Raw genomic sequence first — 15,704 nt, forward strand, 5'->3', positions numbered from 1 at the left:
GATGGGAGAGTTTTAAACTGTTTATATTTTAGGTTGGGGATTGGGGATTGGGCATGGGGCATTGGGCAAAACAGTTCCTTTTTTTTGAGTTCCGTTAGCGGATAGCTAGGGTTTAGCCCGTGCTGAGTAAAGAAGTGAGATTCCCCACTCAGCACTCCTGAAGGGTATTGGGCATTGGGCATTGGTTATTCACTAATGATTAATGGCTCTAGGAACCTAAATATAGCTTAGAGGTCTATAATACAGAGCTATCCTCTATGGTTAGCCAATATCTCGATCTTGTTTTAGTCATTTACTTGCAAAAACCACCACGAGTTTCTCACAGATTAAATGGGATTGCTATTTAATATTCCTCATAACCACTACTTAAGATACAAGAGCTTCTCACGGATAGAGGATATAGGATGTAGTTCAATCTAGAATTCAAAATTGGTAATAAACCTATTTGAAATTCCTGTTTACTTTTATGTCGGCAAAGCTGAAATTCTTTTTGATTGTGATATTAAGTATCTCTGCTACGGCTGGTGCTGGAATTTATATTATTCAGCACCAGCAATCTGCACCGATTGTTGAGACTAGTGATGAGCAAACCCAGCAGATGGGAGCAATACATCAGTCTCAGGAAGTTGCAGTATTCTCGGAGCGCTCCAATTATCAAACTATACCTTTAGAAAAACTTAACTCATCTCTCCAAGGCAGTAATCCTACTACCCTCGCCCTGAATGCCTTTGAGGAGATAGCAGTTGGAGGAACGCGAAAGATAGAGGTAGTTTATCCACAACCAAATCAGGCGTTAGTGACGATTACGCAAATCAAGCGGGGTAATAATTCAGTTGGGACGGTTAAATATCGGGCGGAGATGACAACCTTTGGGCGATCGCTGTTTATTAGCTCACCTCCAGTGTGGCAAATTGTTTGGGCTGGAGTCAGGAGTTAGGAGTTAAAAGTTAGGAGTCAGGAGTTAAAAGTCAGGAGTTATAAACTCATAACTCATAACTCATAACTCATAACTCATAACTCATAACTTTCTAAATGTCACCGCGAATTTCTTCTACAACGCCATCGCGTAGAACGATTTCGACTTGCATTTTGCTAATCAGGTTATCACCGATTTCTACCCGGAAAAAGCCTTCCATTTGGAATTGGTTGACTTCCTGATCTTGCTGGAGAAACTGCACTTGCTGGAGGTTTTGCAGCAACTGATTTTTTTGCTCTAAAAATTCACTCTTTTTTTGATTGACTTGGAGTTGAATATTGTCAATTTGTTGGAGAGTCTGGGGACCAGGTGGTTGCAGACTCTGCTTTTGAATTGCCGCGATCGCTCTTTGTCCTTCAACGTCTAGCTGTTGCAATTGCTGGTCAAGTTGATTGATTTGGGTTTGCAGCTGCTGTTGGACTTCCTCTTTCCAAAGGGGAGTCACAATGACTTTGACGTTAACGACGCGTTTCAGAAGCAAATTAGATTTGGAGACATCCATAAATATTTCACGTTCACTCTTTACAGTTAGCAGGTGGAATGATCAGGCAAACATGCCGTCAATAATATCGCGATAGCGTTCCGTGACGACATGTCGGCGAACTTTTAGTGTTTGTGTCATCAAGCCATTTTCGATGGAAAACGGTTCCAGGATGAGTTTAAACGTTCCGATGCGGTCATCTGGTCGATAGCCTGGACGATTTTGGACTTCCCGATTTAATTCTTGCCGAAATAAATCCTGGATCATTCTACTCTCGAAGTCAATTTTTTGACTATCTGAGGAAGTCACTTGATCGTTAGGCGTATCCAGCGTTAGATTCTGACTTGCTGCCCATTTTTCTAAAGCTTCGACATTGGGGACAATTAAGGCTCCCAAGCTGCGCTGATCTTGACCGATGAGCATAATTTGATCAATGTATGGCGATCGCAAACACACATCTTCAATCGGCTGTGGCTCGATGTTTTCCCCGTTAGTCAATACAATCGTATCTTTAGCTCTGCCAGTCAGCACTAAGTCGTCTTGTGGTGTCAGCCAACCCAAATCACCGCTATCAAACCAACCTTCAGCGTCAATTGCTTTCGCTGTCGCTTCGGGATTTTGGTAATAGCCTTGCATAATCTGCGGGCCCCTCAACAATACTAAGCCTCGCTTCTCTATTGGTAAAGGCGCTTTTGTTTCAGGATCGACGATTTTAGCTTCTGTAGCAGGTAGTGGTAGCCCTGATGCGCCAATCAAATTTCGCCAAGGACGCCGCACATGGGTAACAGGAGAAGTTTCTGTCAAGCCATAGCCTTGCAAAATCTGCACGCCAATAATTTCAAAGAAATTATCTATGTGTCTGGGAAGCGCACCACCACCGCTAATCATCTGCTTAACTTGTCCTCCTGTGGCTTCCCGAACTTTGGCGTAAACCAGTCGTTCTCCCAAGGCATGGAGGGGTAACAAAGCCGATGCTTGTATCCTAGCTGCTAATCGTTCACTACCTGAAGCATGAAGATTATTTAAGCTCAACCCTTGAGCAACTCGCCGCGCTTTGATATATTTCTCGCTAATGCCCAATAAAGAGTTAATTAGGCGTTGCTTATTTGCTGGTTGTTCCCGGAACTGCTTTTGCACTCCTTCATAAATCGATTCCCACAAGCGGGGTACACCCACCATGTAGTTGGGTTTAAATTGTCTCAAATCCCCTTTTACGGAGCGCAAGTTGGTATAAACTTGGGTGCAACCTTGAGATAGTAGGTAGTATTCAACGGTTCGTTCGTAGCTGTGCCACGAAGGCAGGATACTGAGAACAATATCGCCCACGTTTGGCTGCAATACTGTCCCAAACGTTGTTACTTGGTGCATCAAGTTACTATAAGACAGCATTACACCTTTGGGTTTACCTGTAGTGCCAGAGGTATAAATTAGGGTTGCCAGAGCGTCACGATTTTGCTTGACTGGCACAAAATTATGACTTTTCCCAATTTCGAGTAACTGGGTAAAATTCAGCACCTTTAAGGTTGCGTCTGTTGGTGGTGCTTCATCGGAAAGTAAGATTACCACTTGAATTGGTAAATCTTTGAGGCGGTCTTGTAGTTTTTTAAGTGTTTTTAAATCCTCTACTACGATCGCTGTACTGCCGCTATTAGTGATAATAAACAGCAATTCTTCTTTTTCGGCTTGGGAACTACGCACCGCATCAACGCCTCCAGCAGTCATGATGCCTTGATCGGCAATAAACCAGCGAGGACTATTATCAGCAATTAGAGAAATGCGATCGCCTACTTTTACTCCCAACGCCTGTAAGCCAGCAGCAAATAGTCGCATTTGCTCTGCCAACTGGGTATAAGTAATCGCTACTTCTGGTTTAGCATGAGGATTGCGGAGAGCCACAACATCACCAAATCGTTGAGCGGCCAAAGGCCAAATTTCTGGCAGCGATTCCACATTTGTGTAATCTACCAACCGCTTTAATGCCTGCCGTTCTCGCTCACTGATGTTAGATAAAAAAGAAGACGCGGTTTGGGTTTTTGACATAACACCTTACCTAAAGATTTTAAACTGATTATTTTCCAGCTTATTTTGTTATTACGCTACAATATCCATCCTTATTATCCACATACCCTTCTGTGTATGATAATTCCAGGAATTCCACGTTTATATTTACAAAAATTTATGTTAAAGTTAATTTACATAGAGTGCAAGCAATGATTGTGTTTGCATCTAAGAACAGCGATGTCTACGACGGGCTACGCCTACGCCTATGTTTCACAGGAGATGATTACCTATGAATTTTATCGACGGCATAATGCTAACGTTGCTCAATATTGCTGCTTGCATAGCGTTACCTAAGCTTTTAGCTATCCTTCTGGCTGATAAAACCAAACTTACTGAAACGTTGGCGAATGGTTCCAAATTACAAGCAGCCAAAATTGAACTTACAAGTTTTCCTTATTGTACAGCTTACCAATTGACAGGTAGCCAATACTGCAAATTCAGTCCTGATTTTTGTGCTAAGTGTTCTCCGAATTAATGGACTGTTTGTCAGTAAAAATTCCTCAGTGCTTCCGACGGCTAGCTATTAAATTAACTTGTCAAAACATATTCATTCTCATTTGTCAAATATCTTATGTTGTTCGCAGTTTGCGCTTTCTTCGCTAAAGCGCAAACTCTGATGGCTAACCCTAACCTGAATAAACCTGTGTTCAGTATGGTGACAAATGGCGACGAGATTTTATTTATGAAAGTTGCAAAATACATTAAGCTCCTTGCATCGCAAACACACAAAGAGATTTTCCTCTTCTGGGAATGACTTGGGTTAATATTTCTTGGCTTCTAAGTGAATTTTGTAATTATTTTTACTCTTATAGTCTGCTAAGTGTCAAAGATATCAATCGGTATAGTTATTGATTGATACTACTTTTTATGTTGCGTGCCAACTGATAGCAAAATTACACCAAGAGCGATCGCCCCTCAAACACTCCAAATTAAAAGCTCCACGCAGAGGGCATCTCGGTGGAGTGTTGATATCAAATGTTAATTACACAATGTAGGGTATAACCTATGACAATAAACAGATTCGGCAGTGCAGAAATCCTCACCCCTGATCAAATTAATCTCCTATTTAACGAGGGCTTTGTCAACCCAAGAGACTAAGCTTTATTTGGGGTGTGTCTGTGTGTGGCTGGGTATTGAGGGCGTTAGTACTCACAGCTTCCGAAGAACTGCGTTAACCAGCATAAGTGATGCCAGAATACTGTTGTGCCACATTCAAGAGATAATGAGTCAGTCAGCAATCATTACCGCATCGCCAGATGTGATAAGTGGTACGCCAGTCTTCGCAGGAACGCGAGTACGTGTGCAAACCCTGGTGGATTATTTGAAAGCGGGGGAGTCAGTTGATGATTTTCTAGAGGGATTTCTTACAGTGAAGCGAGAACAAGTGATTGCTTTTCTGGAAGCCCCAGGACTTCTCCGATTAAAATCTTAGTGGGTGAAAGGACAAAACCTTGCTTTTATGCTGATATCACACTTATGGAGACAATATAAGCAGACAGTGGCATTAAATAATCCTTCCCAATCACAAACCCAACGACAGAGATTACAACAAGAAAGAGACTCACTTGAAAAAGCCCATGCACTCCAAAGTGAAAAAGTAGCTGAGATACGAAAAGCACGGATTGTTGAAACAGATCCATCCCGGAAGTTTCAGTTTAAACAGGAGCTTCAGGAAGAGGAACGCAGTTTGGAGGAGCTTGCTGACAGGTTGAATGCAATTGAACAACAGTTGCAAGCTACTGATAGTTCTGGACTAGAAGCAGACGCAAGTATATATATTCAACGACCTCCCATTGAGGAAAGATGCTATAGAGCGAAAGTGCAACCCAGGAAACCTGGTATGCAGACTTGATTGTTAAGCTTATTGATAGTTTTGATTCAAATTTTGAATTTAAATCCTGGTGGCTAAATAATCAATTAAATTCACCTTTACAGCGTTTTGGAATTTTTATAGAAAAAATATTGCTGACTGAAATTAAAGAGCATATTGTTATTTTTATTGATGAAATAGACAGTGTTTTAAGTCTTGATTTTCCTACAGATGATTTTTTTGCTTTTGTGCGTTCTTGTTATAATAAACGTGTTGATAATCCTGACTATAATCGCCTTAGTTTCTGTTTGTTGGGAGTTGCATCACCCAGCAATTTAATACAGGATAAAAAACGTACTCCATTTAATATTGGTAAAGCTATCCATCTTAATGGCTTTCAATTACAAGAAGTTCAAGCATTAGAAAAGGGGTTGTATGAAAAATTCTCTGAACCCCACGCAGTGATGAGGGAAATTTTAAAATGGACGGGAGGGCAACCATTTTTAACTCAAAAATTATGTCAACTTATGGTTGAAGAATCTAAAAAAGAAAACCCTCGCTCAGTTGAACAAGTAGTAGATTCACGTATTATTGAAAACTGGGAATCACAAGATGAACCAGAGCATTTACGAACTATTCGAGACAGAACTCTTAGAGATGAACAACAAGCTGGTTACTTACTAGAAGTATATCAGCAAGTTTTACAAGAGGGAGAGGTAATTGATAATAAAAGCGATGTAAAAATAGAAATAATGTTGTCAGGCTTAGTTATTCAGCAACATAGGAAATTAAAAGTTTACAACTTAATTTACAAAAAAGTTTTTAATTTAGACTGGATTCAAAAAGTATTAGCAGATTTACGCCCGTATAGCCAAGCTTTAAACGCATGGTTAGCTTCTAATAAAGATGAATCCTGGTTGTTACGTGAGCGAGCATTACGAGATGCTCAAGAATGGGCAGCCGATAAAAAGTTGGGTAGTGACGATACTCACTTTATCGATATGAGTCGAGAACGCGAAAGGCGAAAATTAGAAGAAGCTTTAAAATCACATACTTTTAGATTCAAAACTGAAGAAGCTTCTTCAGTTACAGAGTTAATAAAATTATGTGATAAGCACCCTAATGAAGCAGAGGATTTCTTGTTCACTGGTTATTTTGAACGATGGTTAGTAGGACAAGGAAGAACAGATTTAGCAATCGTATCAGAGCATATTGTCAATTCGTATAAACAACAACGGAGCAGAGGCTTAGAGAGCTTTGTACGAGAACTGTGTAAATCTGAGGGAGTTCATCCATATCCGAAGTTTATTATTAATGATAATAAAATACTAAATATTGGTGAGGTACCAGTAGGTTATAAAGACACTATTAATGTAAGAGTGGATAATATTGGGCGCGGATTTGCATGGGGAAATATAAAATGCGAACCTTGTCTTGCAGGAATAGATATATCCAACGCTTTTGATTCATCTATAGATAAAATATTATCTATTAAGTTAGATACAATTGATGTGGTTCCTGGAAAATATAATGGTTACATAGTTATTCAAATCGAGGGAGTTGATGATAATTGCCAAATCCATGTACATTATAAAGTACACCCAATTAAACTTTATATAAATAAGACAGAAGTAAATTTAGGAAATGTTATATATAATCAAGTTTATTTTAAAAATTTATTAGAACTAAATTGTGAACCTATTACTGGTATAATGAAAGGCGTTGTCTCAAATAATTTGGCTCAAATTCAAATAATACCCAATTATTTTGAAGCCTCTTCATTAAGTTTATCCCTACAATTGAATACAACATCCTTAGAAGAGTATGGTTGGTATAAAGATACAATTTTTATATCTACAAATGCTGGTAATTATCAAGTTAATGTTACTTTTCAAACACCTATTAAATGGGAAGCAATTGCCGGAAATATTGCACTAGTTGCTTCTTGGTCAGCTATATTAATGTTTTTTACTCGTTGGTTAATTACTAATTTAGCTATAGATGCAAAGTCCACAACTTTTTGCTATCTTAAGTCTGCACTCATAGACAATCAAAATTTTATAAACTTCATATTACCAAATGAGAGATTTGGGGTAACATCTTATTTCATAGGTTTAATTTTATTTATTTTTTTAGCGTTCAGTTCTATCCCAATACTAGGCAAGGTTAAATCTGAACTATTTCTACATTTAATAGTAGTATCTATATTACCTCTATTAATAATTAGTATTGTAACAGGCTATTTTTTAAAAATTTTGAAATTGTTAGGATCTATTCTTATTATTGTATTTGATTTAATGTCATCTTCATTTTTATTTTTTAATGTAAATAACTTACTAATTGCATGGTTAATATTAGGTTTAATAATAGGAAGCTTAATTACAATTATATATCGTATAAAAGGGAAAGATTTTTTTAGATACAAAATTGTTAGCATCACATTTTCTGTTTCTGTATTATTGTTAGCTGGATGTATAAATTTAAAATTTAAAACATTTGTATGTAATTAAAAAAATATTTTCTCCAAGTTTAGAAGGTAAATGAGCAGTCATGGTGACTAAGCCGCCCTGTCACCAGAGCAACTCGTCTACAAAACCGGACGTGAGATAACATCTTTGTGGTTCTTTCTTTGTGGTAAGTTTCTATGCGGTCTTCTGGCAGAAAATAAAGTCCACAGTCTAAATATTCTCCCACTTGACCTTCTAAAAGTTTGGCAACTTTTAAGTCAATGCAGTGACGGTTTTTGTCAGGATGACGACGATGTTACCAAGCCTGAAGTTTGAGATAAAGATAGAATTGCTATCGTGAACAAATGTAGTAAACCAGATTGAAATTTACGTGAAAGTATAGATATCGTTATTCATGAATGATTTAAGATTGCTAGATGTTACCAATATAACTAACTTGACTTTTTCAGATTTTGGTAGATATACAGCGAAGAGATTGTATTTAAATTTATTTCTTTAGGCTCATCTTCATCCTCATTAGTATTTTTAAATAGGACTGTAAATGCACCAGCACCTAACCTATCTTGAGGAAATATCCGATAACAAGGTATCGTCGTTAAATGCGATTGATATTTGGCTAAATTACTAATTTCTACCGTTTTAAACTGGGGAAAACGTTCTAAAAACCATTCACAAACTTGCTCGTTTTCTTCAGGCGAATATGTGCAAGTCATATAAGCAAGATAGCCTTGCGGTGAAACAATTTTAGCAGAGTTAGCTATAATACGCTTTTGCCGATTTGCACTCTTATTAATAGCAGTTGGGTGAAAACATCCGGGTGCTTTTTCACCTTTAGCAAGTAAAGATTGTCCAGTACACGGAGCATCTACTATTACTAGATTGCTAGAGCCAGGAAACATTTCGGCAAATATGCTCGAATCTCGATTAACCACTGCACTATGGCTAATCTGGCAACGCTTCAAATTAGAAATTAGCATTCCTAGACGTTTGCCAATTACTTCATTACTGATGAGTAATTCAGGTTTTAAAGCTCTCCAAACGAAGATACTTTTACCTCCTGGTGCGGCACACATATCAAAAACTAAATGCATTGACTCAGGAATAGCTAACAAAGTAGTAGCTGCAAACACCGAAGAAAAATCTAAACAATAGAAATATCCTTTTTCATGCAAGGGATGCTGACCAGGTTTTTCTCCCAGAGATAAGCGGTCTATAAATTGTGGTTGCCAAGAGGTTGGTGTTTCCACTGCTAAAGGTGAAATATCTGGCTTTTCTTGACACCAAAGAATACTAGGTAAAAAAGGCTGAGGATTCATTAAAGCCTCGATAAATTTTTCTTGCTTGTCTACATTGGCGAACAAACGGCGCGAGACTTTAAGTAATAAATTAGAAGGTTTTTCCATGAAAATTATGAATTATGAATTAATAGAAGTACGTTGTATCTGAATCAAAATCAAACTGTTACACAAGAACAATGTAATTAAGGCTTTTGGCTTCATACTCAAAATATAATGACCGCCATTGGGATCGCAATGGCCAAGCTACCCCACTGCACCGGAGAAGGTCATGTTCTTAGATAGTTTTCAGGAAAAATTACGCAAACAAGCACAACTATGGAGGGATGAAGGATTAATTAGTTCTTCGCAGTATGAGCAGATAGCAGAACGTTATCAATTTAAAAACCTGGAAGCTGCTGCACGCGATCGCAATAAAGCGATCGCGATCGCTATCGGTAGCATACTTTTATGCTTAGGCATAATTACCTTTGTATCAGGAAATTGGCAGGGAGGATCGCGAGAAATCAAAATTATTCTGATGATGAGTTTGTTTTTTGCGATCGCCATCACTGGATTTTACACCTGGAGGCCACCTGAAGGAAAGAAGCCAGAACGAAGCAAACGCCTACTAGGAGAGGGGTTGCTTATTTTAAGCGCCTTCATCTTCGGTGCAAATTTACTGCTGATGGCCCAGATGTTCAATATCATCGGTTCTACTTCCCAACTGTTTCTCGCTTGGGGATTCGGTGTTGTAGTCATGGCCTTCAGTTTGTCCTTAAATTCTTTAGGAATTCTGTCAATTGTCCTTGTGGAAATCGGCTACTGGACTGGACTAGAAGACTTGTGGTACGCTTCAGGTGAGTTAACTTGGTCGCGGTTAGTAGTGCAGCATATGCCTTTGTTGGCATGGCTAGTATTTGTACCTTTAGCCTACTTCTGTCGATCCCGTTGGATTTTTGGTCTAGCAGCCTTTGTTTTTGCTAGTTCCTTACAAGCTAACCTTAATCCTCTGCCACTGCTGAATTATGCTGATATAGCCCCTTGGGTGGCATCTTTTGCTTTTGCACTCCCACCTGCATTATTCTGGAGTTATGATGACTTACTGTTTCCAACGATAAATTACAGATTGTTTCAATCTCTAGCGCGTAATTTAGCGTTGCTATGCTTCGGCATTGTCTTTTACGTTTTGTCTTTTCGTTGGGTCTGGGAATCTCCAGATTATAGTTATAATCAGCCAACGAATTTGACGAACTTATTCGAGTCTCTGCCGATCATCGATTTGGGGATTCTCAGTGGCTTGGCGGTATTGCAATGGTTGTTTCTACTGCGCCAAAGAAATAACCCTCCGCGCCGCGAAGTGATTTTCACAACTGCTGTCATTAGTACATTTCTTGTCTTTATTGCAATAGTACCTTTTTGGCATCAAACTATCAGTCGGATTGATGAACTTGGCATTTTTATTTTCAATGTACTTCTTGCAACATTAGCCTGGGGACTAATTCAAGAAGGATTGAAATTAAGCAACAGAAGCTCCTTTTGGGGCGGTATGCTGTTAGTAACACTGCAAATTATCAGTCGCGTGCAGGAGTACGACACCGACTTACTTTTTAAGTCGCTGGTCTATGTTCTGTGCGGTTCTGCTTTAATTAGCGCTGGACTCTGGTTTGAACGCCGCCTACCCGGTGGCTCTAGCTCTACAAGTAAAAAGTAGTGCAAAAGATGAAATAATTCAGGAGTCAGAATTCAGGAGTCAGAATTCAGGAAAAGTTCACTTAATCTAAAATTGAATGATTCCTAACTCCTAACTCCTAACTCTTAACTCCTAACTCCTAACTAAAAATCTCTGTGCATCAAAATTTTTAAGTTTCTCTGCGTCAGTCCTAATCTCGTTACTTTTAACCTCCTCAAGACCTCTGCTTTTTAGGACTACGCTCATGACTAATACTTCTTCTGAATCTAAAAATAAACCCTTGTCTCCTGAAGCCGAATTTTCCAGTAAGGTGACTTTTCGGGATTACTTGATTGCTACTGAACAAAAATCGAATAAGCCCTTACCTTTTTGGCGGTTACTTGCTCCCCTGGCGCTGCAAACAGGGCTAATTATGGCAGTACCAGCCCAAGCAGTTTATACAGACGTAACAGGTAAGACGGTGATTTTACAAACCGTACCTGTAGACCCTAACAATGCGATCGAAGGTAACACCTTAGCGTTAGATTACAACATATCCCGTACCTCAAATTTGAGCAGACTACCTGGCTGGCAAACATTAGTCAGCAAAGGTCGTGGAAGCGGCAGAAGATTGCCTGAAGGAACCAATATTTACGTGACTTTGCAAGAGCAATTATCTTCTGGTCGCGGTGTTCCGAGAGCTTGGAGACCGTTACGAGTAAGTAGCGATCGCCCCACAACTCTAAGAGCCAACCAAGTAGCCTTAAAAGGTGTTTATCAAGATGGCTCTGTTAACTACGGCTTGGAAACATATTACATCCCAGAAAACCAACGGCAGCAGATTCGGAACGACTTACAAGCCCAACGCGCCCGCAGAGGACAAGTACCACCCATTGTGGTAAAGGCAAAAGTAGATCCACAAGGTAAGGCAGTGCCACTTAGTATGTGGGTACGCGATCGCAACTATCGTTTTTAAACTGTTAGGCAAATAAACAGTGCATGTTTACACCACGCCAGGTTTGTCTTTGAAGTTCTGAGCGCCGACTTCCGACGCTCAGAATTTTCTGTTTGTCATTAGACTTCTTGCATAAATCAAAAAAAGAACCCCACCCCGCCTTTGACTTACGTCAAAGTCTCCCCTCCCCGCAGGCGGGAAGGGGCTGGGGGTGGGGTGTTAGGGGACTTTTACAAGAGGTCTATTCTTTTTGGAGGAATCAGAAAATTAGATAATAATCAAAAAATTCAGAACACTAAGGTTTAAGGAGGCAGGAGGCAGGAGTCATACCATTTCACTATAAGGTTGATACATTTAGGTAAGCAGAGGAGCAGAGGAGAAAATATTTGTATCTTTCATTTGGTGAAATGGTATCAGAAGTCAATAATGCTCGATTAAGGCTAAAACTTGATGCCTGTATTTAGCACTACTAAATCTAGGACAACCTTCCTCAGCCCCGTTTTTACAACAACCGCAGAACTTTTTATTAGCGATCGCACTACAATTAGTATTGAGCAACACACTGCTAAGGCACAATCAACACTGGGCAAGGGGAAAGGTTAATCACACGAGTGGTAACACTATCATCTGCTCCCTCTTCAGTCAAACCTAGCCCCCGACAGCCCATGATAATTAAATCTGCCCCGATTTCATCAGCAACATCGCAGATCGTAAAAGCTGGTTTGCCTCGCCTTTCTAAGGTTTCAGATTGAATTCCTTGCCCAGAAAATAAAGATTGGGCATTTTCCAGTAGTTTCGCAACTACCTCTGGCGACACCATCGGATCGTCTGCACTAGGCGCGTCTGGAGGTGGTTCTTCTACCACAGACAGCAGTATCAAGCGACTGCCGTACTTTTTGACTACGTTGGTAACAACATCAGCAGCTTCCCGCGTTTCCCGACTTTGATCGATAGGAAATAATACCGTCTTAAATATATCTGTCACTTGGGTACCCCTGACTCCGGTAAAATCTTGATGGTTCTACTTTCAAAACAATAACAAAAAGGCAATCAGGAGAGTTTGGTGTGTCCAAAAAAAGTTTAGCAAGTTTATCTTCGGCTGATATCTCTGGGAAACGTGCGTTAGTGCGGGTTGACTTTAACGTGCCTGTGGACGATCAAGGCAACATTACTGACGATACTCGCATTCGCGCCGCTCTACCAACCATCCAAGATTTGACGCAGAAGGGAGCTAAGGTCATTCTCGCCAGCCATTTTGGCCGTCCCAAGGGTGTGGATGACAAATTACGCCTAACTCCCGTTGCCAAGCGTCTGTCTGAGTTACTGGGGCAAGAAGTCATTAAAACTGATGATTCCATTGGTGATGAAGTTGCAGCTAAAGTTGGCGCGTTGCAAAATGGCCAAGTGTTGTTACTCGAAAATGTCCGTTTTTATAAAGAAGAAGAGAAAAACGACCCAGAATTTGCGAAAAAATTGGCAGCTAATGCTGATTTTTATGTAAATGATGCTTTTGGTACTGCACACCGCGCCCATGCTTCTACTGAAGGTGTGACTAAATTCCTCAGCCCTTCTGTGGCTGGATATTTGGTTGAGAAGGAATTGCAATATCTGCAAAACGCCATTGAAAATCCCCAACGTCCTTTGGCGGCAATTATTGGGGGTTCCAAAGTTTCCAGCAAAATTGGCGTAATTGAAACTTTGCTAGAGAAGTGTGACAAGCTGATCATCGGCGGTGGGATGATTTTCACCTTCTACAAAGCCCGTGGTTTGAATGTTGGTAAGTCGTTGGTGGAAGAAGACAAGCTAGAATTAGCGAAATCTTTGGAAGCTAAGGCTAAAGAACGGGGTGTTGCTTTATTGCTTCCCACAGATGTGGTATTGGCAGATAATTTTGCTCCTGATGCCAATTCTCAAACCGTTAGCATTGAGAATATCCCCGATGGTTGGATGGGTTTGGATATTGGGCCAGATTCGGTGAAATTTTTCCAAGATGCCCTTGCAGACACCAAAACGGTAATTTGGAATGGGCCGATGGGTGTGTTTGAGTTTGATAAGTTTGCGGCAGGTACGGAAGCGATCGCTCATACCCTCGCTGAAATCGGTAAAACTGGCACAACTACCATTATCGGCGGTGGCGACTCAGTAGCGGCTGTGGAAAAGGTTGGTTTAGCCGATCAAATGAGCCACATATCCACCGGTGGCGGCGCTAGCTTGGAGTTACTTGAAGGCAAGGTATTGCCTGGAATTGCAGCTTTAGATGATGCTTAATACAGACGTTACATATAACGTCTCTACATTACAGCAATCTTCAGGTAATTAAACCATCGTTAGGGGCGCACAGATGTGTGCCTCTAATGTAGATAGGAGAAAAAACTGTGGAAACCAAATGGCTGGAATGGGCACAGAATTTACAAGCGATCGCTCAAAATGGTCTAACCTATTCTGAAGGTGTTTATGATCTAGAACGTTACAAACAATTACGAGCGATCGCCACGGAAATCATGGCTACTTACTCAAATGTAGAACACAGCTATGTCCTCGATTTATTTAGCCGTGAACTAGGATATGCAACTCCCAAAGTTGATGTGCGAGGAGCAATTTTTCGTGACGATACTATATTGTTAGTCAAGGAGCGAGTAGACGGCTGCTGGACTTTACCTGGTGGATGGGCTGATGTTGGCGAGTCGCCCAGTGAAGCAGTTGTGAAAGAAGTATATGAAGAATCGGGATATCAAGCACGCGCTATCAAACTCCTAGCAGTCTATGACAGAAATAAACAGGGACATCCACCATTACCGTTTTATGTCTACAAGCTGTTTTTTCACTGTGAACTTATTGGTGGTTCTCCATCATCAAGTATTGAAACTGAAGAAGTAGGTTTTTTCCCTGAAGGTGCGTTACCAGAACTTTCTCTCGGACGTGTGACACCAGCACAAATCAATCGACTTTTTCAACATTATCGCCAACCAGATTTAACGACAGACTTTGATTAGCAGCCCCTTAAATATTTAATATACTTGGTCAACTTTTTTAGGTAAAATACCACTACACAAATTTCCTATCTACACTAATTAACTATATAGTTTGCTACCAAAATAAATGCATAGCAATGACTCAAATTACTCAACAACAACAGCCAATCCAGCACCATCCAAGACTCGGAGTTGAAGTCCTGCGCGGTTGCAATCTTAACTGTCTCACAAATCTAGAGTCGCGTGAATTAAAAGAATCACTTTGGAAACATGGTGTTGTAGTCGTCAGAAAGCAACAGATGACTGCACAACAATTAAAAGAATTTGCCAAGCAGACCTTTGGCGATTTTATGTTTGGCGGCCCTCCGAAAACATTAGATCCTGATATTAGTCCAGACTTACAAAGCCAATATGTCTATATATTGGGCAATCCTAAGGGGCCGATTCCCGATCCATCTGGGAAATATGCGTGGCAATGGCATCATGATAAAGATGGTCTCCCTCGTGGAGAGGGACTAGATATGAACGCACTATATGTTGTGATGCTTTATGGAATACAAGTGCCGGAAGGTGTAGATGGGCAACCTCACACTACCGAGTTCCTCGATATGGTAGAAGCTTACAAGAACCTAGATCCTCAACATCAGCAGCAATTAGAACAGATGTCGATGTATCACTCGCCACCAATGTTTTCTAAAAATCCCAATGTAGAGACTGATGTACCGAGGAAACTGCATCCCATTGTGTCTACTCATAAAGTCACTGGTAAAAAGGGATTATATTTAGGTTCGGACACTGCGATCGCAGTTGGTATGGAAGATCGACCAGAGGAAGCAAAACGTTTCTGGGAGGATTTGTTTGCGGCTGTTCTAGACTGCACGCCAGTCTACTCCCATGTTTGGCAGCCAGGAGATATTATTTTTTGGGACAACTCACAGGTGATGCACAGAGGTAGACCCTACGATCCAACCAAGCACCAGCGAATCGCGTTGCGTTTAGGTGTAGTAGAGACAGGTTGAAAGACACTACTACAAT

14 protein-coding genes are annotated in these 15,704 nt (G+C 40.4%); 10 read left to right on the top strand and 4 right to left on the bottom strand.

Annotated elements, in window-relative coordinates:
• Positions 1-466: 466 nt before the first annotated feature.
• Positions 467-937: a hypothetical protein gene (locus HWQ40_RS18650; protein ID WP_292780231.1), complete on the top strand. Its 471-nt coding sequence runs from the start codon at positions 467-469 to the stop codon at positions 935-937.
• 91 nt (positions 938-1,028) lie between these two features.
• On the opposite strand, the gene HWQ40_RS18655 is transcribed toward HWQ40_RS18650, so the two are convergent.
• Both HWQ40_RS18655 and HWQ40_RS18660 read right to left on the bottom strand, forming a co-directional pair.
• Positions 1,029-1,478, bottom strand: a complete 450-nt coding sequence (locus HWQ40_RS18655; RefSeq protein ID WP_012412623.1) for a YlqD family protein — start codon at positions 1,476-1,478, stop codon at positions 1,029-1,031.
• A gap of 42 nt (positions 1,479-1,520) precedes the next feature.
• Positions 1,521-3,497, bottom strand: a complete 1,977-nt coding sequence (locus HWQ40_RS18660; protein WP_292780232.1) for an AMP-binding protein — start codon at positions 3,495-3,497, stop codon at positions 1,521-1,523.
• Positions 3,498-3,747: 250 nt separating this feature from the next.
• Here HWQ40_RS18660 and HWQ40_RS18665 point away from each other — a divergent pair, with 250 nt between their 5' ends.
• The 4 genes from HWQ40_RS18665 to HWQ40_RS18680 all read left to right on the top strand — a co-directional run bounded on the left by HWQ40_RS18665 (position 3,748) and on the right by HWQ40_RS18680 (position 7,838).
• Positions 3,748-3,993 carry a hypothetical protein gene (locus tag HWQ40_RS18665; RefSeq protein WP_292780235.1) on the top strand — a complete coding sequence of 82 codons (246 nt, stop codon included), beginning with the start codon at positions 3,748-3,750 and terminating at the stop codon, positions 3,991-3,993.
• 744 nt (positions 3,994-4,737) lie between these two features.
• Positions 4,738-4,950: a DUF433 domain-containing protein gene (locus HWQ40_RS18670; RefSeq protein ID WP_292780303.1), complete on the top strand. Its 213-nt coding sequence runs from the start codon at positions 4,738-4,740 to the stop codon at positions 4,948-4,950.
• A gap of 27 nt (positions 4,951-4,977) precedes the next feature.
• The gene (locus HWQ40_RS18675) at positions 4,978-5,370 is read left to right on the top strand and encodes a hypothetical protein (protein WP_292780237.1); all 393 of its coding nucleotides are present in this window, start codon (positions 4,978-4,980) and stop codon (positions 5,368-5,370) included.
• Positions 5,367-7,838: an AAA-like domain-containing protein gene (locus HWQ40_RS18680; protein WP_292780239.1), complete on the top strand. Its 2,472-nt coding sequence runs from the start codon at positions 5,367-5,369 to the stop codon at positions 7,836-7,838. The genes HWQ40_RS18675 and HWQ40_RS18680 overlap by 4 nt, the downstream gene beginning before the upstream one ends.
• Before the next feature lie 389 nt (positions 7,839-8,227).
• Here HWQ40_RS18680 and HWQ40_RS18685 read toward each other — a convergent pair whose 3' ends face one another.
• Positions 8,228-9,199 (bottom strand): RsmB/NOP family class I SAM-dependent RNA methyltransferase, encoded by a 972-nt coding sequence (locus HWQ40_RS18685; RefSeq protein WP_292780241.1) that lies wholly within the window; start codon positions 9,197-9,199, stop codon positions 8,228-8,230.
• 163 nt (positions 9,200-9,362) lie between these two features.
• Here HWQ40_RS18685 and HWQ40_RS18690 point away from each other — a divergent pair, with 163 nt between their 5' ends.
• Both HWQ40_RS18690 and HWQ40_RS18695 read left to right on the top strand, forming a co-directional pair.
• Positions 9,363-10,784: a DUF2157 domain-containing protein gene (locus tag HWQ40_RS18690; protein WP_292780243.1), complete on the top strand. Its 1,422-nt coding sequence runs from the start codon at positions 9,363-9,365 to the stop codon at positions 10,782-10,784.
• A 223-nt stretch (positions 10,785-11,007) separates the two neighbouring features.
• The gene (locus HWQ40_RS18695; RefSeq protein WP_292780246.1) at positions 11,008-11,718 is read left to right on the top strand and encodes a GDYXXLXY domain-containing protein; all 711 of its coding nucleotides are present in this window, start codon (positions 11,008-11,010) and stop codon (positions 11,716-11,718) included.
• Positions 11,719-12,262: 544 nt separating this feature from the next.
• Here HWQ40_RS18695 and HWQ40_RS18700 read toward each other — a convergent pair.
• Positions 12,263-12,673, bottom strand: coding sequence for a universal stress protein (locus tag HWQ40_RS18700; protein ID WP_099103266.1), 411 nt, complete (start codon positions 12,671-12,673; stop codon positions 12,263-12,265).
• An 89-nt stretch (positions 12,674-12,762) separates the two neighbouring features.
• Here HWQ40_RS18700 and HWQ40_RS18705 point away from each other — a divergent pair, with 89 nt between their 5' ends.
• The 3 genes from HWQ40_RS18705 (at position 12,763) to HWQ40_RS18715 (ending at position 15,688) form a co-directional block, all read left to right on the top strand.
• On the top strand, positions 12,763-13,965 hold the full coding sequence (locus HWQ40_RS18705) for a phosphoglycerate kinase (protein WP_292780248.1): 1,203 nt from the start codon (positions 12,763-12,765) through the stop codon (positions 13,963-13,965).
• A 107-nt stretch (positions 13,966-14,072) separates the two neighbouring features.
• Positions 14,073-14,690, top strand: coding sequence for an NUDIX hydrolase (locus HWQ40_RS18710; RefSeq protein ID WP_292780250.1), 618 nt, complete (start codon positions 14,073-14,075; stop codon positions 14,688-14,690).
• Positions 14,691-14,806: 116 nt separating this feature from the next.
• Positions 14,807-15,688, top strand: coding sequence for a TauD/TfdA family dioxygenase (locus HWQ40_RS18715; RefSeq protein WP_292780252.1), 882 nt, complete (start codon positions 14,807-14,809; stop codon positions 15,686-15,688).
• Positions 15,689-15,704 lie beyond the last annotated feature (16 nt).

Source organism: Nostoc sp. NMS9 (assembly GCF_017114995.1).
Classification (GTDB): Bacteria; Cyanobacteriota; Cyanobacteriia; order Cyanobacteriales; family Nostocaceae; genus Nostoc.

Excerpts from the sequence above, each read along its gene's own strand:
- HWQ40_RS18675 (WP_292780237.1), top strand. The coding sequence starts at position 4,978 with ATGCTGATATCACACTTATGGAGACAATATAAGCAGACAGTGGCATTA.
- HWQ40_RS18690 (WP_292780243.1), top strand. The coding sequence starts at position 9,363 with ATGTTCTTAGATAGTTTTCAGGAAAAATTACGCAAACAAGCACAACTA.
- HWQ40_RS18660 (WP_292780232.1), bottom strand. The coding sequence starts at position 3,497 with ATGTCAAAAACCCAAACCGCGTCTTCTTTTTTATCTAACATCAGTGAG.
- HWQ40_RS18650 (WP_292780231.1), top strand. The coding sequence starts at position 467 with ATGTCGGCAAAGCTGAAATTCTTTTTGATTGTGATATTAAGTATCTCT.
- HWQ40_RS18655 (WP_012412623.1), bottom strand. The coding sequence starts at position 1,478 with ATGGATGTCTCCAAATCTAATTTGCTTCTGAAACGCGTCGTTAACGTC.
- HWQ40_RS18695 (WP_292780246.1), top strand. The coding sequence starts at position 11,008 with ATGACTAATACTTCTTCTGAATCTAAAAATAAACCCTTGTCTCCTGAA.
- HWQ40_RS18685 (WP_292780241.1), bottom strand. The coding sequence starts at position 9,199 with ATGGAAAAACCTTCTAATTTATTACTTAAAGTCTCGCGCCGTTTGTTC.
- HWQ40_RS18665 (WP_292780235.1), top strand. The coding sequence starts at position 3,748 with ATGAATTTTATCGACGGCATAATGCTAACGTTGCTCAATATTGCTGCT.
- HWQ40_RS18715 (WP_292780252.1), top strand. The coding sequence starts at position 14,807 with ATGACTCAAATTACTCAACAACAACAGCCAATCCAGCACCATCCAAGA.